This window comes from Vibrio sp. 10N.286.51.B11, assembly GCF_041469245.1.
Taxonomy (GTDB): Bacteria; Pseudomonadota; Gammaproteobacteria; order Enterobacterales; family Vibrionaceae; genus Vibrio; species Vibrio crassostreae_C.
Genome location: NZ_JBFRKI010000010.1, coordinates 56,787 through 77,086, shown reverse-complemented (window position 1 = coordinate 77,086; position 20,300 = coordinate 56,787). Strand labels below are relative to the sequence as shown.

The window sequence follows — 20,300 nt, the reverse complement described above, 5'->3', positions numbered from 1 at the left end:
ATGTAACTTTGTATCTCTTACTTTAACCTAGCGAAATGTACTCCGGCGTTGCTCATGAAATCTAGCTTAAGCATTCGATCTTACACCAAGCAATTTAATACCCATGCTCATGATGACCATCATCAACTGGTATTGCCGATCCAAGGCAGTATTAATATCGAAATGGTGGGGTATGTCGGTAAAGTGGCGGTGGGCGAATGTGTGGTGATTCCGGTAACCACAGCACATGCGTTTAAAGCGGACGAAGCAGCGCGGTTTATTGTCGCGGATATGGCTGTGTTGCCTCAGCATTTGTTAGAGCATGAGCTTTCGGTTTTCACGATAACGCCACCTTTAATGAGCTTCTTGCTGTTTGTTGAAAAGCAGCTGGAATATCAGGTCGATAGTGGTATTGAATCATCAGTTTTGGATGTGTTTTCACTGCTGTTAGAGCAACAACAAGTGAGCAAGAGCATCGACCCAAGAATCCGTGCGGTACAGAGGTTGATTGCGGATAACTACACCCAGCCATTATCCATTTCACAACTTGCAAAAACGGCCTGTTTGAGCCCTACTCAATTCAAAAAACGCTTCAAAGAGTGCCTGGGGATCAGTGCGCTTAAATACATCACTCGATATCGCATGGAGAAAGCCCAAGCCTTGCTAACCCACACCGATTTACCGGTTCAGTTGATAGCCGAAAATGTGGGTTATAGTGATGTTTCTGCTTTCAGTCGTCGCTTCTCTCAGCACTTTGGAATGTCTCCAAGGGCGTTTCTAGGCTCAATGAAAGACAGTCTTTAGAAACAACAATAGCGTCCTTTCGGCAAACTAAATTTTATCAATCTTCACTATTATCTATTTCAGAACTGAAAATTGGGTAATAGAAATGAATCTTGCCATCAATCGCGTTAACGAATTCCAAACGGGCACTTTAGCCATCTTGTTTGCTTCTATTTTATGGGGCACGACAGGCACCGCCGCAAGTTTTGCGCCTGATCTAAGCCCATTAGCGATTGGTGCTTTCTCTATGGGCGTCGGTGGCCTAATGCAAGCGGGATTGGCGTATCGAAAAATCCTATTCGCTTTCGACAAGCTTTTGCAGAACAAGAAGCTGTTGACGGTGAGCGCTTTGGCTTTAGCGATCTATCCTTTAGCTTTCTATTCTTCAATGAAATTATCTGGCGTGGCGATTGGTACAGTGGTTTCGATTGCTACCGCACCTTTCTTTTCTGCTCTGTTAGAGTGTCTTATTAGCAAAAAGAATAATATCAACAAACGTTGGCTCACTAGCTTTGCGATTGGTGTGGTGGGTATTGGGTTGTTGGTGTTTTCAGAATCTTCATCGACGAATGAATCCGGTGATGATCTCAAGCTGTTCGGTATTGCTTTAGGTTTGCTCGCTGGGTTGTGTTACGCCATTTATTCTTGGGCGACCAAAGCACTGATCGACAAAGGGATTAAGTCACAAGCGGCGATGGGCAGTATTTTTGGCCTGGGTGCGATGCTGTTGCTGCCAACGCTCTGGTTTACGGGGGAGAACCTGTTTTCCTCGCAGATTAACGTATTAGTCATCAGTTATCTGACGTTAATCCCACAATGCTTGGGCTATATCGCGTTCAGTTTTGGTTTACGCCACGTGACCGCGAGTAGCGCCAATCTGCTGACTCTGTTTGAACCAGTAGTTGCAGCGGTGCTTGCCGTCTGTGTTGTCGGTGAGCTGATTCCTTTTACAGGCTGGTTAGGTATGTCTCTGATTGTGTTGTGCTTGTTTATACAGTCGAAGCCATCTAAAGGAACGTTATAAGTATTTGTTTTGCCTAATTGAAATTTTTTCATGTGTAATTCTTATAATTGAATAAAATCAGTATCTCAGTTGTGAGAGTGCTGTTACTATCGCTATCAATAGTCGGGGGGCATATACCTTATTTGGTGTTTGCTGAGATCGTTAATCGAGACCCGTTGAACCTGATTCAGTTAACACTGGCGTAGGGAACTATAAGCACTCGATCTGCGTCTGCACCCATGAAAACTTTCATGTGTTTATTGCGACTTCTCCTTCGATCGGTGTTCGTTCTCCTACGTCTTGTAAGATAGTAGGAGCGACAATGACACACAGTTCTAATTCAAAAGATTTAACGCTAAAAGCCTCAGTTTCGCAGCACTCTGCTGATGGTTCGATTCGAACAAACACTCCGATTGTATTGACGATCGCTGGTTCTGACAGTGGTGGTGGCGCGGGCATTCAAGCTGATATTAAAGCCATGTCTGCAACGGGTAGCTTCGCTTGTTCGGTAATTACCGCAATTACCTCTCAGAATACCCAAGGCGTTTCCGCCATTTTGCCTATTCCACTCGACCATGTTGCTAGCCAGTTAGATGCGGTTTTTACTGATCTCAATATCGTGGCAGTAAAAGTCGGCATGTTGGCCGATTCGAAAATCATCAAAGTCGTCGCTGATAAAATTAAGCAGTACCAACCTAAACACTTAGTGATTGACCCTGTAATGGTCGCAACCAGTGGTGATCTTCTTTTAGAAAACTCAGCCATTACTACACTGAAACAAGAGCTGATTCCGCTGGCAGACATCATTACGCCTAATTTGCCTGAAGGCGCGGCGTTAACAGGCAAGCCGGTACCTGAAAGCGAAGCTGAAATGCAGGGCATGATTGAAGATTTACGCGCACTAGGTGCTAAAGCGGTTCTCTTGAAAGGCGGCCACCTGGAGAAAGATGAAAACAGTAACGACTTACTGATTCTGCCAACCACATCTGCTCTGATTAGCGCGAAGCGTTTTCCTACCAAAAACACTCATGGAACGGGCTGCACGCTCTCTTCTGCTATTGCTTCTTTCTTGGCTCAAGGCAACAAACTTCCAGAGGCTGTCGACCTAGGTAAACAATACATTTCACGAGCAATTGCTCACGCCGACGAACTTCAAGTTGGTCAAGGTCACGGCCCTGTAAATCACTTCTTCGTTGGGCACGGTAATGTCCGTTAATACGATTGGCGTTCAACTCAGTAATGCGACTCTGCGTTACCGAGATAGCGAGCACGCGACCTTATCTGGACTGTCATTGAGCTTAAAAGCAGGCAAGTGGACAGTGTTACTTGGTCGCAGTGGCTGCGGAAAAACCACGGTATTGCGTTATCTGGCAGGCTTGTTGGACGACAAGGTGGAATGGCAGGGCACATTGGTAACCTCTGATGAATTGCCATTAACGGATCGCATCGCTTACATGGCGCAGCAGGATTTGTTATTGCCATGGCTATCGGTCATCGACAATGTTTGCCTGAGTCATCGCTTTCAAAATCCAGCTTCTGATAAAGCAGTGCAAACCAATCAAGCACTCGAGTTGTTAGCTGCGGTTGGTTTGGCTGATTATGCGAATGCGATGCCGGATCAATTGTCTGGTGGTATGCGCCAGCGTGTTGCTTTGGCTCGAACCTTAATGCAAGACAAGCCAGTGGTGCTGATGGATGAACCGTTCTCTGCGCTGGATGCGGTAACAAGACACAAACTACAGAGCTTAGCGTGTGAACTGCTAAAAGGTAAAACCGTTGTGTTGATCACCCATGATCCACAAGAAGCAGTGCGCTTGGCGGATAATTTGTATGTGTTGCAAGGCACACCTGCGAACGCTCAGTCTTTATCTGTGCCCAACACGGCCACACCAAGAGTGTTAGATGGTGAATGTGCTGAGTTACAACAAGCGATCTTAGATCAGTTGGAGCGTGATTATGAATGATCTAACGCGAAGCGAAGCTGTGGCTCATTCAACCGACATACAGGCGAGCACTGAACGTCCTCGTCAGATGAATCCCGTTATGCGTTTGCTTATCAGCAGCGCCGTGATTCTCGGTTTATGGCAAATGGTGGTCGTTATCTTCGAGATGCCGAGCTTCATTCTTCCCGCTCCGGCAGAAGTCTTTATTAAACTAATCGAACGCTACGATGTGTTACTCAAACACACTTGGGTGACTGCGCAAGAGATCTTACTTGGTCTATTGCTCGGTTTGTCCATGGGGCTGTTTTTCGCTCTGCAGATGTTGATGTTCGATCCGTTGAAACGTTGGCTATTACCTATCTTAATCGCTAGCCAAGCGATCCCTGTGTTTGCGATTGCGCCAGTATTGATGTTGTGGCTTGGCTATGGCATCGCGTCAAAAGTGGTGATGGCGGCGATCATTATCTTCTTCCCTGTTACCACATGTTGCTACGACGGCCTACGTAATACACCGACAGGCTATCTCGATCTTGCCAAGACGATGGGTGCATCGAAATGGCAATTGCTTCGCCATATCCAACTTCCTGCTGCACTGCCAACCTTAGCGTCTGGCATTCGTGTGGCTGTGGTGATTGCCCCAATTGGTGCCGTCGTCGGGGAGTGGGTTGGTTCGAGCGAAGGGCTGGGTTACCTAATGCTACAGGCCAACGCGCGCATGATCATTGATGAGATGTTTGCTGCCTTGTTCATCTTGGCGGTGCTATCTATCTCGCTCTACTTCATCACAGACAAGTTACTCAAAAAAGCTATCCCTTGGGAAAACCAATGATGGCTTCGCTCAATATAAGAATAATATTCAAAAGGAAAGGTTAACTATGAAAAATACCAAATTGGTAGGTGCAGTGGCACTGCTTGCTTCGCTAGTTTCAGGTCATGCATTGGCGGATTCTGAACAAAAGAAACTGACATTGATGTTGGATTGGTTTGTGAACCCGAACCACGGCCCAATTGTGATTGCTCAAGAGCGTGGCTACTTCGCTGACCAAGGCTTAGAGGTTGAAATCCAAGAACCAGCAGACCCAAGCACGCCAGCGAAACTTGTCGCAGCAGGTAAGGTCGATTTAGCGGTAACTTACCAACCAAGTTTAACCATGGATGTGGCAGCGGGTCTTCCTTTAGTTCGTGCATCAACCCTTATCGCGACGCCACTAAACACACTAATGGTTCTGGATAACGGCAAGAACGATTCACTAGCGGATCTGAAAGGCAAGAAGATCGGTATTGCGATCGCAGGAAACGAAGAAGCGACTATTGGCACCATGCTAGCGCAAGAAAATGTTGCGTTTACAGACGTGCAAACCATCAATGTTGGTTGGGCACTTTCATCTTCATTGGCATCGGGCAAGGTAGATGCAATCTGGGGTGGCTTACGTAACTTCGAAACCAACCAGTTAGCCCTTGAAGGCTTTAAAGCAAAAGCGTTCTTCCCAGAAGAGCACGGTGTGCCAGCTTACGATGAGCTTATCTTTGTTGCGAACGCAAAGCAGCACGATGATGAAGCGATCAAAGCGTTCAACAAAGCATTGGAACAAGCAACCACTTACATTGTGAACCACCCGCAAGAGTCATGGAGCGAATTTGTGGCGTATTCACCAGATACGTTGAACAACGAGCTTAACCAACGTGCATGGAACGACACACTGACTCGCTTTGCACTTCGCCCTTCTGCTGTAGATATGAAGCGTTACGATGATTACGCGCAGTTCATGTTCGACAAAGGCATTATCAAATCACTACCAAAAGCCGCTGATTACGTGCCGACTTTTGACTAAGGAATCTCATGAAATACCAAGACTTAATCCAAGCCTGTCAGCAAGATTGGCAAGACTACACCGAGCATGATTTTGTTAAAACGCTGGCAAACGGCACCCTCGCTCAGCCGTGTTTTTTGCATTACCTGAAGCAAGATTTTCTGTTTTTGAAGCAGTATGCTCGCGCGTATGCCTTGGCGATCTACAAGGCGAAAACACTGGCTGATATGCGTCGTGCACTGCCAAGTGTTCATGCTTTATTAGATTCTGAAATCTCTCACCACGTCACTTACTGTGGTCAGTGGGGCTTAACGGAATCGGATTTAGAAAACGAACCTGAAGATTTCGGCACTGTTGCCTACACGCGCTACGTTCTAGATGCGGGTATGACGGGTGATCTTGTCGACTTATATGCGGCACTGGCTCCGTGTTCAATCGGTTATGCCGTGATTGGTAAAGCGCTGTTAGAAAGCAGTGATACTGTTTTGGAAGGCAACCCATACGCAAGCTGGCTACAGCTTTATGGCGGAGAAGAGTTCCAGTCGGGCGTGGCAACGGGCGCTGAGTATTTCAATCAGCTACTGGCTGAAATTGATATCAACAGCGAGCGCGGTCAGAACATCGTTCATATCTTCAAAACGGCAACGCGTATGGAAGTGGCTTTTTGGCAGCAAGGGCTGAACGCTCTTGATGATTCAACAGCGGCTTAAAGCGACTTTTACGAATAAGGATTTATCCATGCTAACTGAACAAATCATCCAATCGTTGCGCGCATTACGAGAGCAAAAACCACTGGTTGTGAACATCACCAACTACGTCGTGATGAACAATACGGCCAACGCGTTATTGGCGATTGGCGCTTCGCCTATTATGGCGCACTCGCAACAAGAACTGGCAGAAATGATGTCTTTCTCTGGCGCGCTGGTGATCAACATTGGTACGCTCGACAGTGTGTGGACGCCAAGAATGTGTTTTGCTGTAGAACAAGCGAACGCGAACAACAAGGTTGTGGTTCTTGACCCTGTGGGTTGTGGTGCAAGTACGCTGCGTACTGAGACTTCTCGTGAAATTGCACGCTTAGCGGATAAGTTGATCATTCGTGGTAATGCGTCTGAGATTATCGCGCTAGCAGGCGAGCAAGCACAGAGCAAAGGCGTTGATGCACTAGATAGCAGTGACGCTGCATTAGGCGCAGCACAATGCTTAGTCGCTGAATATGGTGCGAATGTGGTGATTTCTGGTGAGACGGATTACGTTGTCACGAAAGACAGTGTTGTGACGTTAAACAACGGGCACCCAATGATGCCGTATGTGACGGGCATGGGTTGTACTCTTACTGCATTAACGGGAGCTTTCGCTGCAGTCGGTGATGATAGTGGTTTGGCTGCTGCAGCTGTGTTGGGTGTGGTTGGCGAAATCGCGGCTGAGAACTCACGCGGCCCAGGTAGCTTGCAGATGAACTTACTCGATGAGCTGTATCAGCTAGATGAAGAGACACTGATTCAACGTTTGAAGATTCAGTAGATTCAATCTAGATCTGCATTCGTAGCTTATTAAAAAGCCCTCAACACATATGTGTTGAGGGCTTTTCTATTATTGCTTCAAAACCGTATTAACTATCTCGTCGCGTTAGCTATCCCGTTATATGAGAAATTGGCTTCGTTAGGTTCTAAATCGATTTACTTGGCTCTCTAGATGATGAGCAACCTCGGTTAAGTCACTCGCGGCACCAGAAATGCTGCTGACTGACTCTTGGTTACTTTGCGCGATGGTGTTTGCACCTTGCGCGTTCTCACCGAGTGATTTAGTGAGACGATCCTGCTCATCAACTGACACTGCGATTTGGCTGTTGGCTTGGTTCAGGTCTTGGATGTGTTGATTAATCACATGTAAATTCTGAGAAGCTTGCTGCGCCTGCGTTGAAGCGTCTGAAACCGTGCTGTGGCTCTCTTTGATAGACTCTAACGCATCTTTAGCGCCACGTTGTAGTGAGGTGATGAGCTCATCAATCTGGCTAGCAGAGTCTTGGGTACGTTTAGCGAGCGTTCTTACTTCATCGGCTACTACTGCAAATCCGCGACCTTGTTCACCTGCGCGCGCAGCTTCAATAGCCGCATTCAATGCCAACAGGTTGGTCTGCTCAGAAACGCCTTTGATTACTTCAAGAATGGCACCAATGTTCATCGACTCTTTGTGTAGGTCAGTCACTTTCTGGCTGCTGACCTGCATGCTTTCATCGGCGCTTCCAATTTCATGCAGTGTTTTGTCTACTTCTTTGAGTCCCATCGCCACATTCTCGGTTGCTTGGTTAGCAACTTGAGACGCGTGGTTAGCACTTGCAGCAATTTCTGATGTGCTGGAAGCCAATTGATCAACGGCAGAAGAGATATTTATCATCTCGCTATTCAATTGTGTTGCGTTGGTCGAGCTGTTATTGGTCACTTGATTGAGTGACTCCGACATCTCACCAATACGCACGCTAGAACGGTTCACTTGGCCAACAATATCGCGCAGAGATTCAATGGTGATCTCCATATTAGTCAGCAGTTCGCCAATCTCATTTTTGCTCTCAATGTTCACTTCCACATTCAGGTTGCCCTGAGAAAGCTCGTTGGTGATCTGTTTAACTTGTGCGATGCCTTTAGTAATAGAGCGAGTCACCAACACGGCGCTCGTCATGCCAATAACTAAAGCCACACCCGTCAGCAATATGATGATTTGAATCGAGCGCTTTTCGCTGGCTTGCAGTTCTGGTGTTAATGCTTGTTTCTGTTGTTCTAGAATGCTCTGAGCATCAGCTACCGAAATCGCTAAGCTGTCACCAATAGAGGCGAGGGTAGCGGTTCTTTGCGTGTTCTCAATCATCTGTTGATGAACTTGCTCAAAGCCTTTCGCGTACGCTTCCCGTTGGTTAGAGAAATCTTCAATCAATTCACTTTGATAAGGAGATGATTTAAGAGATTCAATATCGCCTTCTATACCTGGCAGAGCATATTCAAAAATGTCTTTACCAGCTTCATAGGTTTTGAGGTCGTTGTTGTTTGAGTAACTCAGCACTGTGATCTTGGCTGCGAGGAAGTTCTCCATCAACATGCCTGCGTATAAGCTCGCGTTTGGATCATTGTTATTGTAAGACTCATACAATAAGCTCTGAGCCGCTTTCAGTGCGTTGGTTTCTCGTGTGACCATCTCCACGTTCACTAACTGGTCAATGAGCAGTTGGCTCTGTTTCATTGATCCATAAGCCGCATCAAAAGCTGCAACGCTGTCTTGCACTAATTGCAGGCTCGACAAGCTATCAGTATTGGTGGTGGTTTGGATTAAGTTGTTCAGCAGTTCATCAATCGCAAGTTTGCTCGATTGATAATTCGCTTCGTATTGATCATCCAATGACTCTAAGTAACGTTCAGAAGCTAAACGCATCTGAAGAAAGTGCACTTGAATGTTGCCTGACAATGTCGCCTTGTGGCTGAGGTCACTGTACTGGCTAAAGCCGTTCGACAAGGTTTGAATACCTTTGTAACTCACAAGGCCTGAAATGACGAAAAAGAGCAAGCAGATGGCATAACCCAGCTTGATCTTGAGCGCTATAGAAAGGTGGCGCATAACTATCCCTATATTTACCTGATTCCTTCATAGGGGAGTATTTCATAAAACAGCATTCTGGGCATGCTAAAGCGAATAGTTTGTGTAATAAGTAACGCTTTTGTTAGAAAAATCGGGTTTTTCGACATGCTTTCAACGAGTTGCGTATTTGAATTCAACCGCCTAACTTAAGGAATTAAGTGCTAACTTCCATGCATAGGATGTGATTTGTCGGTAAAATGGCAGAAAACCAATTTTAGAAATCGACTTCAAAGGTACGCGATGAACCCTTATAAACTTTATCTGGTGACTGACGACCAACAAGATCTAGAAACGCTTAAATTCGTGGTTGAACAAGCGGTTGCTGGTGGCGTCACTATGGTTCAAGTAAGAGAAAAACATGGGGACGTAAGAGCCTTCATTGAACGAGCACAAGCGGTTAAGTCGATTCTGGCTGGCTCAGGTGTTCCGCTGATCATCAATGACCGAGTGGACGTAGCATTGGCTGTCGACGCCGATGGTTTGCATCTGGGTCAATCGGATATGCCTGCAGAGTTAGCACGTAAGCTGATTGGTTCAGACAAGATTCTTGGGTTATCAATTGAAACTGAACAGCAGCTACAACAAGCAGATAGTTTGCCGATCGATTACATTGGTCTCAGTGCGATTTTTGCCACACCGACTAAGACGAATCTAAAGAAACATTGGGGTTATGAAGGCATTCAAATGGCTTTGAAAACAACGAAATTGCCGATTGTTGGTATCGGTGGAATCAACGAATCGAACATTCCGCAGTTGGTTCAGACAGGTATTCACGGCCTGGCGTTGGTATCAGCGATATGTCACGCAGAAGACCCGAAACAAGCGACCCAAGATTTGTTGTTTTTGATGGGAGAGTGAGTTTGTGGTGGCTAGAAAACAAATGAGACTCGTCATTTGTTTTCTAGTTAGAGCGCATTAAAGCGCTCGATGCAGTAGCCAGTAAAATTTGTGGTCTAACTTACTGAATACACAGAGCAACCGTGCCGATGACCATAAGAACGATCGCAGCGTACCAACCGTATTGTGCTGTTTTATCAGCCACAAACACCTTAATGTAGTTGATCTCTTCATGCGCCATTGCGATGAAGTCCGTGTAGTTAATCGATAACTCACGGCTAGCTTCTTTTAGGTCTTGTTGAAGCTTGTTGAAAGACTCATCGATGAAGCCCTTTGTTTCCGAAGCAGACGGAGTAGCAGTTAACGCTAGGCTATTCCAAACCGCCATACGCGATTCATATTCGCTTTCACTGACACAATTAAGTACGCGTAAATCATACTCTCGTTTGTTACGCTCTTTACCCATTTTCTCAGGGCAAATATTTCTTAAAACGTTCACGACAAATTTTCCAAAAGGTTCATTTAGATATAAAAAAGCACTCAAAGAGCGCTCATAAATTGGGTGCGAATTAATATTCAAAAAGTGATCTATTTGAAACCGATATAAGCAACGGCAAGGCTGAGCGCTTATCTGGGAGATTTGAAGTTGGGTCAGTGGTGTTAAAGAGCGATTTGGGCCTGTCTACATTCGTTTGAAAAGACACACCCGGTTGGGATCGCAGTGTAGTTAGGTCACTTTTGGACATCAACTAGGGTGTTTTATCCACACGACAAAGATATTTATCGGCAAGATAAGCAGAAATGAGGTAGCGGTGGAGAAAGCACCACCGTCATTGACTTAGGATTCCGTTGCTGAAATAGGCTGAACTCAAGAATTGGGGGAGTTTAGTTGGCTTGCCATTGATTGTATTGCAGTGAGTGCCCCTTAAGCTTTTCAATAAGGCTAGTGAGCACTGGGCCATTGATGTGGCTGCGAGACACCAAACAACCCACTGGAGTAATCCAACCACCATGCTCGTGCGAGACAGGTAACGCCACAAGATCACCTTTTTGAATGCCTTCCATCACCATCATTTCGGGCACATTTGCCCAACCTACGTTCTGTTCAACGAGATCAACAATGGTCTTGTGGTTGTTGGCATACCAAAGCATCGAGCTAATACCGTAGGTGAACCACAATTCGCGCTGCTTTGAGCTGCGATGCACACATTGGCGATAACGCTTGAGGTCTGAGTCTTGTACTACCGACATTTGGCTGAGTTCGTGAGTGGCAGAGCTAACGGTTAGGAAACGCGCTTGGCCTAGCAAAAAGAAATCCATATCGACCTTCAGTTCGCCATCCGCGTAGATGATGCCAATCTGTGCTTTTCCGCGTCTTACTAGGTCTTCAACATCAAAGGTTGAGGTGGTAATGATATCGAAGTGTGTGATTGGAAATTGATCGGCGAGTGAGCTGATTATCTTAATAAAGTTCTTATCTATGATGCTTTCATCAACCGCAATGATCAGTTCGTGCTCATCTTCTTGGGTCAGCGATTCTACTTTTTGATCGAAGTACTTTTGCTGGTCAAGAATGGACTTAGCCACAGGCAATAACGCTTTACCTTTGCTGGTTAAAACGGGGATGTTTTTCTCTCGGTTAAACAGCTCTTGGTCAATGGCAATTTCGAGGTTGGCTATCGATTGGCTTACCCCAGACTGAGCTCGTTTCAGTTTGCGAGCGGCGGCAGAGAAAGAGCCACTTTCACACACCGTGACGAAGACTTTTAGTTGCTCAAAACTGTACATGTTATCTCTCGCTCAATACAAAATGGGGTACTTATACTTAAGCTATCACTAAACGTGATGGCTGTTAACTTTCTCTTATTGTTTTCGGTGACATAATTTCGGTAAGTCCACCATGTTATAAATTGCTATAGGAATGTATGAGTACGTTAGAGAGAGTTTTCCACTCGGTGTTGTTTGAAGTATTGGCCGTCACACTGTCAATTATAGGTTTAGCGATATTTACTGATCACGATGTGAATGCCTTATCAGGAACCATGATAGTTGTTGCGACTATCGCAATGATTTGGAACTACTGTTTTAACCGTATTTTTGATCGTTATTTCACGGGGGAAAAATCAAAGCGTTCGCTTAAGTTACGTGTTTTTCATGTCGTGCTATTTGAGGCTGGCTTGTTGATAGCGACAATCCCTGTGATGGCATACTTACTTAACGTGGGGTTATGGCAGGCATTTTTGATGGACATCGGCGTGACCATTTTTATTACCATTTACGCGTTTGTGTTTAATCTGATTTATGACCATGTTCGAGCATTCTGGGTACGCAGAGGGGAGCTAGCCGTTCAGTAATCTACCAAGTCAGTAAACACGAGCTTGGCCACTAACCGTTTGTTTATTCGTTATTTTGACGGAGATATTCGGTTAGTAGGCCTAGGTAACCCGGCACTGGTTGGCATTCAAAGTGGCGGTCTCGAATCTTTTCAATCTCTTCCGCTTAATAGTTAGTGTAACCCTATGCACTTATTGTTCGATATGTAATTTGAATTTGTATGTGTCGTAAAATGGTAAATATCTTAATCAAAACTTAGCCATCATAGTCATTCGCCCATCACCAGAGCAAACTATGAACAAGTTAAGTTATGACCGAAAAATGCCGCTATACGTGGTGTCTGCACTTGTCCTCAATATGGCATTTAGCTTGTGGTTGCTGAGTATTGCTTCTACGTCAGCCATGGTTTTTTCGGTGTGTGCGTTGTTTTTACTTAGCACTCTTATTACCGCACGCCTTTATCGACATGAAATGGCTCAAAGCAAGAATAACTTGTCGGAAGCGATCATTGATGGTGTCGCAGGTTTTATTGTCCTCGATAGTCAATTGAGGGTCATACAAGTGAATCAACAATTCTCTCGGGTTTCAGGTTATGCCTTTGACCAAGTCGAATCTCGTCCGATTTCTGATCTCTGTTTTATGAATAACAGCAGCCTAATCACGACCATTACTCGCTCACTGAAGGAAAACCAGAGATGGAAAGGTGAGTTGAGTGGCGTCAGTCGACTTGGTGAGCAGTTTACCGTAAACGTTGTGGTGGAAAAGCTAACTGAAATTCTGCCGCACAATAACAAGTACGTGGTGACCTTTACGGATATTAGCCGACGCAAGATATTGGAGCGTCGATTAAGAATGCTGGTGGAAACGGATTCACTGACAGGGTGCTGGAATCGACGCCGCTTTGATAACGACTTAAAACATTATTCTAACCTGGCAGAGCGTTATGGTTACACACATTCCTGTTTGGCGTTGATCGATTTAGATCACTTCAAGGCTATCAATGATAATCACGGTCATGACCAAGGTGATTCAGCGCTGAAAGAGGTCGCTGAACTGTTGAGAAACAACAGCCGAGACACTGATATCGTCGCGCGAGTAGGCGGAGAAGAGTTCGCTATCTTGATGCCTGAAACCAATTTGGCAGAAGCGTTTGAGGCGATGTATCGACTGAAAGAAGTGATTACCAAAGGGACAACATTGAACCTGACCGTGAGCAGTGGTGTGTCTGAAATACAGGCGCAAGCCGAAGCGACCTATCGCAGTGCAGATAAGGCACTTATATCATTTGCAACGTTTTGTTTACTAAATCTAACCCTATTTACTTGAGTTTTCCATCACCGGGCTTATTTTTAAAGTATTAATTTTGTTGATGTTAGTTATCTAGAAGGGAGTCCCATGTCAGAAGTCAACGGGAATGCGCAAGAAGCCAAGGAAGAAGTTGGCCAGCAAGAAAATGGAAAAGACAAAGTAAGAAAGGTCACCAACTACTTATTGTTGTTCGTAGCGTTCATGTTGATCTTCAGTATCATTTCAGACCGCATCATCCCTATTACTGATAATGCTCGTGTCAAAGGTTATATCGTTCCAATCAAACCTGAGGTGTCGGGTAAAGTGCTCGATATTCTTGTTCAACCTAACCAACTGGTTAATCAAGGCGATAAGCTAGCCATTTTAGATGAGTCTGATTACCAAATAGCCGTACAACAAGCCGAGCAAAATTTAGAGATTGCAGGCCAAAATGTCGGCGCGCAAACCGCGAGCATTGCTTCAGCTCAAGCGAAACTCACTTCAGCTATTGTTGAAAGACAAAACACCAAACTGCAAGCCAAGCGTGTTTTAGAGATGGCAGATAAAGGTGTGGTTTCTAAATCAGATGCAGATAAAGCGCGAGCAGCATTAGCGACCTCTCGTGCGGCGGTTGTGAATGCAGAAGCTGACCTTGACCGTGCTAAGAAACAAATGGGTAAAGAAGGCGAAGAAAATAGCCAAGTGAAAGCGGCGTTGCTGGCACTTGAACAAGCTCAATTGAACCTAGAGCGCACCGTGATTACTGCACCGACACAAGGTGGTGTCTCTAACTTTAGCCTGTCTGAAGGTTTCTATGCATCAGCAGGGCAAGCAATCATGACCTTTGTTTCAACCGAAGATATTTGGATTGAAGCTTATTATCGAGAGAACAGCCTAGGTCACGTTGGCTGTTTTCTTGGCGGCGTGGATAAACTGGCCACTTGCGTTTGTGGCGCCAGTGTTCACAGCTAAGTTCTTAATTGATAAACCAAATCTCCATAAAGAAACGGTCTACGAATTGCTCTTGGCCGTTGTGGTGACAATGGGGTTAGGTTTATTACTGTCGCGAGGAATTACCCATTATCCAATCCCATTGCTGATTTTAGTGGGGTTAATGATGCTGTGGGGTTACTACTTGTTTGTCGACCCAAAATGGAACCTGTTCGCCACCATACTGTTGATTGCGGTCTTGATGTTGCCATTCATGGCGATTGATAACCCTGGCGTTTCAGTCATGCTGGCCTCTGGCTTAGCGACCTCTGGTGTGGTTTCAGTCATGCTTTTTGCGTTAGTGCATGTGTTTTTCCCTGAGCCAAAATCGGCGTTCTCAGGCTTCGCTGCTGCGCCACTCGAAAAGAAACAGCGTTGGTATGCGGCCTTTAAGGCGATGATTATCTCCTATCCTGTGGTGTGTTTTTTCTTTATTTTTCAAATATCTGAAGCTTTACTGACAATGATGTTCATTGCGTTGTTATCGTTGATGATTACGTCAGAGAAGTCGATAAAGTTGAGCGCTTTTCTGGTGATAAGTAACGGTATCGGGGGATTGCTGGCGATTGCTGCTTTTTCAATTCTTTCTATAGTACCCAACATTGTCTTCTATTCTTTGTTTATAGGACTTATTGCCATTCTTATGGCTACCAAGATCTACACGGTTCCCGAAAAAGCACCTATTTTCGCCACTGCATTTAGTACGTTGCTCGTACTGGTTGGTAGCACGTTGATGAGCTCCGGTGACATCGATAGCAACACTCTTATACGCATATTCCAATTAGTGTTAATTGGCATATATATGATTTTGGCTTCTCTATTCCTAGAAACACGGAATTGGAAGTTTCTACAAAATCAGCCTTAATTTTGTCTAACAAGGACGTCTCATGAAGTTAACCGATGATTTTTCAAAACAGGCGATAGACGCTGCCATCAAGATCGCAGCGATTGCCATGCTCGTGTATTGGTGTTTTTCGATTTTGCGCCCATTCATTCTTCTGGTGATATGGGGTGCGATCATTGCGACTGCGTTGTATCCAGTGGCGGTCGCAATTTCAAATAAAACCGGGATGTCGAAAGGTAAAGCCAGTGCATTGCTGAGCTTTATTGGTGTGATTCTTCTATTTATTCCTTTGGCGGCGCTTTCTTCTGGTATCTACACCAGCGCGACTGACCTGATGACAGGGCTTCAAGATGGCACATTGTCATTGCCTAAACCGAAAGAGTCCTTACAAGATATTCCATTCATAGGTGAGAAGGTTTATTCAACCTTGGTTGCCGCCTCCAACAATATTGAAGGCACTTTCATAAAGTATGCGGATGAACTTAAACAGTTTGCGACGAAAGCGGCTTCTGTTCTTGGCTCGTTAGGTGGCGGCTTTATTCAGTTCATCATCTCTACCATCATTGCGGGTGCATTCATGAGTAATGCCGATAAATGCAAAACCGGCGTGACTCACTTAGTGGCGCGTTTAACGGGCGGTAAAGGTGAAGAGTTGGTAGAGCTCTCTAAATCGACCGTGCGAAGCGTTGTGCAAGGTGTGATTGGTGTGGCTGTGATTCAATCCATGATGTCGGCAATCGGTTTGGTGATTGCAGGCGTTCCAGCAGCTGCGTTTTGGGCGCTAGCTGTGCTGCTCATTGCGATAATCCAACTTCCACCGATTCTCGCTCTATTACCGGCGATCATCTACATGTTCAGCGTTGAATCGACACTGGCGGCGAGCTTGTTCTTAGTGTGGTGTATTTTGGTGAGCGGCAGTGACGCTATCTTAAAGCCAGTATTGCTGAGCCGTGGCTCTCACATTCCAATGTTGGTAATTCTATTGGGTGCACTGGGCGGAATGGCGATGTCAGGCATCGTCGGTCTGTTTGTCGGTGCTGTGATACTGAGTTTAAGCTATGAGCTGATGATGGCGTGGCTTGGACTTGAAGAGAAAAACCAACAAGAAACTGAGAAAAAACCTGCAGAGGTCGAGGGAAAATAGATGAAGCCAGTCTCTAAAGACGACAACTTCTACTTCTTATTCTATGCACTGTTGGTGTTGTTTCTTGGTTGCGCGGTGATGCAGCAGTTTTATCCGCAAGGCCAGAAAACAATCCTATTTCTTATCATTATTACGTTGGCGAGTTCAATTGCCGGTATTCATAAAGAGCGAGCCTTGTATCGCTCTTGGTATGGGCTGTTATTGATTACGGCGCTCGTGTCTGGCGTGTTTTCATTTTTGGAAGGCTATAACCTGTCGATAGTGACGCTATCGGCGTTGGCTGTGTTCTTGTTTTCACACATTTACTCGGCGTTGAAGCAGGTGATGAAAGCCAAAACGGTGACACCCAATCACATCATCGGCTCCATCTGTATTTACTTGTTGCTAGGGTTTGCTTGGTCGACCATCTACTTGTTAATTTTAGAGATCTTTCCTAATGCCTTTAACGGGTTAGAAGAGCAAGTCTGGCTGACGAACTTGTTTAATGCGATGTACTTTAGCTTTATCACCTTGACTACGGTTGGTTACGGCGACATATCACCAGCTCTGCCTATTGCTCAATTCTTTGTGTTTATGGAATCCATTATCGGCAGCTTTTACTTAGCTATCATGGTGGCGAGTTTGGTGAGCATTCGACTTGCACAGTCTCAGTCCCAATAGAGCATTTACAAATAATAGAGCACATACAAACAAGCCCGGCAATCGCCGGGCTTGTTCTATTTTATGAGCTCAAAAGTCTCTTTAAGTTTGAACTCTGTGTGGGCGATGAACCTTAAGCTTCAGTGCCTTGAATCTTCTCTAATTCAGCGATAGTTGTTTGCGATACAAGCTGACCATCCATGTAATAGGTAACGTTTTGACCGTCTTTGATGCCCGTTAGAGTCGCTGTTTCACCAGATGTATAGACGATGTCCATTTGAATCGTGTTTTCGTCGATCTTAATCATCTCACCCGTTTCAATGGTGCGATTGTTAGAAATTGGGCCGACAGGGGCTTCTTTCAGGCTTGGGTCCAGCTCATCGTTCACTTTGAAGTGCGTGTCTGTTTTTGTATCAAATACGTGTGGTGAACCGCTGATAGGGTTTTTACCTGTCCAGAATTCAAGTGAGTTGAATACCACATAGTCTGCTGCGGTAGTAATACCGTATACAGGCGCTAATAAGAAGTTTACACCTGCACGGGCATAGCGGTTATCGACAACTTCAACGTTAAATTTCATCACTTTCCCTGTTACGGCGTTGCTGCCGATACAACCAGTTAGCGCAGAAGCCAAAACCGTTAGTCCTACAATTTTAAGTGCAATCTTTTTCATTTTAGTACCTGTATAAGTTAGAAGTCTGTTTCGTTGGAACAGGTGTAGTATGGTTTTTATTCGATGGTCAGTTTTACCATTTAGCGCCACTGACGATATAAAATGCACTCGGACTTTTGGCATCAAGCTAGGTATAAAACTGGGCACAAAAAAAGCGCGACCTAATAGGGCGCGCTTTGGGGTATTTAGATAAGTCGTAATGAAAACAACGACTCCCATATAGAATTACTTCATCACGTAGGTATAAGCCGATACGACAAGCCAGCGGAAAAATCGAAATAAAAGGGTAGTGGCTTTAAAGGCAAACTTGGCAATGGATACCATTGCTTCTGAACCAATGCTCACGCACTTATGCAAATCGGATTCTTTGTATTCTGAATAGGTCATCTGTTTTCTCATTTCTCGCGCTTGTCTTTCATATGTAAGTAACGACTCCTGTCTGGCGATATCCCCTGAGCGCGTAATGTACGAACTTTCGCCGATAGAGATTTACCATTTTATGCCAAGTGGGTTAATAACTAGCCAAAAGAGAAAGGGCTGAGAGAATTTAACGGCATAGCGAGGTGTAACTGATCAAGTTACCGAAAAAACGAGGGTAATAATGGTATGATCGCGGGCTCAGCACCATAAGTGATAAAGAATAGGAAACAGAATGACTCACCTTACCGAACAGCAAGAAGCTGCAATGGCGACGTTTAAAGAAAACTTACACCTTCCAAATGGTGGTTTTCATAAACTGATTATCGAGCTAAGTAAGGAGTATCAGCTGCCTTTCCAAAAGGTGCGTGCGGTTTTAAAGAAAGCTCAAAAAGATGTTGAACGACAAATACGAGAAGATTTTACCAGCGTTGATGACACAGTACTGAGCCAAGCGAATTGGGTAAACATCATTAAGTCGAAGCTTGTTGACTTAGCGGAAGAAAACCAAACGGTCATGGATAAGCTGCAACAAAACCTGAAGTATCAAAAAGTGTTGTCGGCAACCGAGGGTTCAATCGCAAGCGAAGACGAACGTGACGAGTTGATTGAAGAGTTGATTCAAGCTTATGAGAAAGAGGTGTTCAAACCGTTACTGGCGATGTTGCATACAACGAAGCTGTATTGGAAGTTAATGCTGGTGGATGAGACATGTAAGATGAATGAGGAGAATCGTGAGAAGTTCAGTGATTACCCTCAACACATGCAAGCTGCAGAACACTTATATACTCTTGATCAGAAGTTAAGGTCGATGCCGTTAACTTATTAGTCCATGAATGCACTGATAATGACTCAATGGTGATTTAGAGTTTGATATAAGTTGGTTTCAATAGAAGTACGATAACCTAGCTAGCGTTAGCCGCGTGTGAAATGCAAAAAGGGCTAGGTTTCAGATCTGTTTTACTTCTACTCTATTTTGTTCTGCTAGAGCGAATTGAGGGTGACATCTTTTACATCTTTGGGACTAGATGGTGTTTCTTTTGTAGCCTTTGGGAAATGCTATAGGAGTGTGAAATGTCCTAGGGTGTTTCCGTTGCCTGAAACGATAGTTCCGATGCTTTCTCGTTCATTAAATTCAAAGTCGATGAGATAGCTGTGATGTTGTAGCTTGGGCAATATGTGGCGGTGGAGTATATCGCTATTGAGCTGTCGAATCTCGGTGACCCATGAAATCTCTTCTTTGTGTAAATCTATTTTAATCTTGAGCATTTATTACCTTTTAGTTTATTGACTGTTTTTTCGCGTGATAGTTGGTACCAATGGGTTTGTCGTGTTGTTCTGCGTGACATAACTGTGCCTTGTGTTTATTACATTTGTATTTAAGTGCTCGATCTATTCTGACTTCGCTGACAAAAGAGCAAATGACGATAGATCGGTAGTAGGATCGAATTTAAAAGCTATTGAATGACTATCTGGGTGAAAGCTGACGCAGAGATGGTGTAACGAGGGAATCGAGAACTGTCTATGTGGAACTTGGACTTACTTTAGCATTAACAGCTCTATAGATTAGAGCCAGGTGGCGAACTATACGCCTAGTTTTCAAAATTACAACCCTATATTCAATTAAATTCAAAAATATTTTTGGGTGATTTACCATCGGTTACTGAAGGTTAAATGAGCGAAGGTCAGGGATTTGACCATGATATCTGACTGAGTCTTGGCTTTTCAGCTGTTCGTATTCGTTGTCATTAGTGGGTTTAATTGATCAGCTAATTTGGTGATGATTAAGTCTCTGTTGTATATGATCTTTACATTGTAAATTACAATCCATGATTTTGGGGTTCAGCGTTGTAATTACAGGGTTTTTGGGTGCTTTCCCCATCTGTTTTTTTCTTCAGGTTGATGAGTATTTTCCTCTTCGCGTCTTTTTGATATTTCTGATTCCTAATACCTCTCCTGACTACGCAAAATATGAATACTCACTTTTAC

The 20,300-nt window shown here is 44.7% G+C and carries 21 protein-coding genes, 1 pseudogene and 1 riboswitch; of the genes and pseudogenes, 16 read left to right on the top strand and 6 right to left on the bottom strand.

Going from position 1 to position 20,300, the window contains the following annotated elements; translation table 11 throughout:
* Window positions 1-54 precede the first annotated feature (54 nt).
* The 8 genes from AB4154_RS06230 (at window position 55) to thiM (ending at window position 7,043) form a co-directional block, all read left to right on the top strand.
* Window positions 55-783, top strand: coding sequence for a helix-turn-helix domain-containing protein (locus AB4154_RS06230; protein WP_372122491.1), 729 nt, complete (start codon window positions 55-57; stop codon window positions 781-783).
* An 85-nt stretch (window positions 784-868) separates the two neighbouring features.
* Complete coding sequence (locus tag AB4154_RS06225; RefSeq protein WP_102394458.1) at window positions 869-1,786, top strand: DMT family transporter; 918 nt, start codon at window positions 869-871, stop codon at window positions 1,784-1,786.
* 93 nt (window positions 1,787-1,879) lie between these two features.
* A riboswitch (TPP riboswitch) is annotated at window positions 1,880-1,991 on the top strand.
* Between the two features lie 96 nt (window positions 1,992-2,087).
* The gene (gene thiD / locus AB4154_RS06220; RefSeq protein WP_372122489.1) at window positions 2,088-2,981 is read left to right on the top strand and encodes a bifunctional hydroxymethylpyrimidine kinase/phosphomethylpyrimidine kinase; all 894 of its coding nucleotides are present in this window, start codon (window positions 2,088-2,090) and stop codon (window positions 2,979-2,981) included.
* Window positions 2,971-3,729, top strand: coding sequence for an ABC transporter ATP-binding protein (locus AB4154_RS06215; RefSeq protein ID WP_372122487.1), 759 nt, complete (start codon window positions 2,971-2,973; stop codon window positions 3,727-3,729). The genes thiD and AB4154_RS06215 overlap by 11 nt, the downstream gene beginning before the upstream one ends.
* Window positions 3,722-4,537 carry an ABC transporter permease gene (locus AB4154_RS06210; RefSeq protein WP_108093165.1) on the top strand — a complete coding sequence of 272 codons (816 nt, stop codon included), beginning with the start codon at window positions 3,722-3,724 and terminating at the stop codon, window positions 4,535-4,537. The genes AB4154_RS06215 and AB4154_RS06210 overlap by 8 nt, the downstream gene beginning before the upstream one ends.
* Window positions 4,538-4,583: 46 nt before the next feature.
* Window positions 4,584-5,540, top strand: a complete 957-nt coding sequence (locus AB4154_RS06205; RefSeq protein WP_017067315.1) for an ABC transporter substrate-binding protein — start codon at window positions 4,584-4,586, stop codon at window positions 5,538-5,540.
* A gap of 8 nt (window positions 5,541-5,548) precedes the next feature.
* A complete protein-coding gene (tenA, locus tag AB4154_RS06200; RefSeq protein ID WP_076666710.1) occupies window positions 5,549-6,229 on the top strand; it encodes a thiaminase II in 681 nt (226 codons plus the stop codon).
* Window positions 6,230-6,257: 28 nt separating this feature from the next.
* Entirely contained in the window at window positions 6,258-7,043 is a 786-nt protein-coding gene (gene thiM / locus AB4154_RS06195) for a hydroxyethylthiazole kinase (RefSeq protein ID WP_372122484.1), read from the top strand.
* 138 nt (window positions 7,044-7,181) lie between these two features.
* Here the strand turns inward: thiM and AB4154_RS06190 are convergent, their stop codons facing one another.
* Entirely contained in the window at window positions 7,182-9,125 is a 1,944-nt protein-coding gene (locus tag AB4154_RS06190; protein ID WP_017071986.1) for a methyl-accepting chemotaxis protein, read from the bottom strand.
* 261 nt (window positions 9,126-9,386) lie between these two features.
* On the opposite strand from AB4154_RS06190, the gene thiE reads away from it, so the two are divergent.
* The gene (thiE, locus tag AB4154_RS06185; RefSeq protein WP_017061909.1) at window positions 9,387-10,004 is read left to right on the top strand and encodes a thiamine phosphate synthase; all 618 of its coding nucleotides are present in this window, start codon (window positions 9,387-9,389) and stop codon (window positions 10,002-10,004) included.
* A gap of 100 nt (window positions 10,005-10,104) precedes the next feature.
* Here thiE and AB4154_RS06180 read toward each other — a convergent pair whose 3' ends face one another.
* Both AB4154_RS06180 and AB4154_RS06175 read right to left on the bottom strand, forming a co-directional pair.
* A complete protein-coding gene (locus AB4154_RS06180; RefSeq protein WP_017064409.1) occupies window positions 10,105-10,449 on the bottom strand; it encodes a hypothetical protein in 345 nt (114 codons plus the stop codon).
* 419 nt (window positions 10,450-10,868) lie between these two features.
* A complete protein-coding gene (locus AB4154_RS06175) occupies window positions 10,869-11,771 on the bottom strand; it encodes a LysR family transcriptional regulator (RefSeq protein ID WP_050648153.1) in 903 nt (300 codons plus the stop codon).
* 137 nt (window positions 11,772-11,908) lie between these two features.
* On the opposite strand from AB4154_RS06175, the gene AB4154_RS06170 reads away from it, so the two are divergent.
* The 6 genes and pseudogenes from AB4154_RS06170 (at window position 11,909) to AB4154_RS06145 (ending at window position 17,242) form a co-directional block, all read left to right on the top strand.
* Window positions 11,909-12,337, top strand: coding sequence for a PACE efflux transporter (locus AB4154_RS06170; RefSeq protein WP_017066716.1), 429 nt, complete (start codon window positions 11,909-11,911; stop codon window positions 12,335-12,337).
* A 274-nt stretch (window positions 12,338-12,611) separates the two neighbouring features.
* Window positions 12,612-13,643 (top strand): sensor domain-containing diguanylate cyclase, encoded by a 1,032-nt coding sequence (locus AB4154_RS06165; RefSeq protein ID WP_136974475.1) that lies wholly within the window; start codon window positions 12,612-12,614, stop codon window positions 13,641-13,643.
* Window positions 13,644-13,712: 69 nt separating this feature from the next.
* A pseudogene (locus tag AB4154_RS06160) lies at window positions 13,713-14,510 on the top strand (HlyD family secretion protein); the annotation flags it as partial.
* A complete protein-coding gene (locus AB4154_RS06155; RefSeq protein WP_240798934.1) occupies window positions 14,509-15,459 on the top strand; it encodes a DUF2955 domain-containing protein in 951 nt (316 codons plus the stop codon). The pseudogene AB4154_RS06160 and the gene AB4154_RS06155, both read left to right, overlap by 2 nt.
* A 22-nt stretch (window positions 15,460-15,481) precedes the next feature.
* Window positions 15,482-16,582: an AI-2E family transporter gene (locus AB4154_RS06150; RefSeq protein WP_017068458.1), complete on the top strand. Its 1,101-nt coding sequence runs from the start codon at window positions 15,482-15,484 to the stop codon at window positions 16,580-16,582.
* Complete coding sequence (locus AB4154_RS06145; protein WP_017061900.1) at window positions 16,583-17,242, top strand: potassium channel family protein; 660 nt, start codon at window positions 16,583-16,585, stop codon at window positions 17,240-17,242.
* A 112-nt stretch (window positions 17,243-17,354) separates the two neighbouring features.
* Here the strand turns inward: AB4154_RS06145 and AB4154_RS06140 are convergent, their stop codons facing one another.
* Both AB4154_RS06140 and AB4154_RS06135 read right to left on the bottom strand, forming a co-directional pair.
* On the bottom strand, window positions 17,355-17,894 hold the full coding sequence (locus AB4154_RS06140; RefSeq protein ID WP_017061899.1) for a DUF3332 domain-containing protein: 540 nt from the start codon (window positions 17,892-17,894) through the stop codon (window positions 17,355-17,357).
* 225 nt (window positions 17,895-18,119) lie between these two features.
* Window positions 18,120-18,281 (bottom strand): hypothetical protein, encoded by a 162-nt coding sequence (locus tag AB4154_RS06135; protein ID WP_170962358.1) that lies wholly within the window; start codon window positions 18,279-18,281, stop codon window positions 18,120-18,122.
* Window positions 18,282-18,546: 265 nt separating this feature from the next.
* Here AB4154_RS06135 and AB4154_RS06130 point away from each other — a divergent pair, with 265 nt between their 5' ends.
* On the top strand, window positions 18,547-19,140 hold the full coding sequence (locus AB4154_RS06130; RefSeq protein ID WP_017061898.1) for a hypothetical protein: 594 nt from the start codon (window positions 18,547-18,549) through the stop codon (window positions 19,138-19,140).
* 230 nt (window positions 19,141-19,370) lie between these two features.
* On the opposite strand, the gene AB4154_RS06125 is transcribed toward AB4154_RS06130, so the two are convergent.
* Window positions 19,371-19,580, bottom strand: a complete 210-nt coding sequence (locus AB4154_RS06125; protein ID WP_004731601.1) for a hypothetical protein — start codon at window positions 19,578-19,580, stop codon at window positions 19,371-19,373.
* Between the last annotated feature and the right edge of the window lie 720 nt (window positions 19,581-20,300).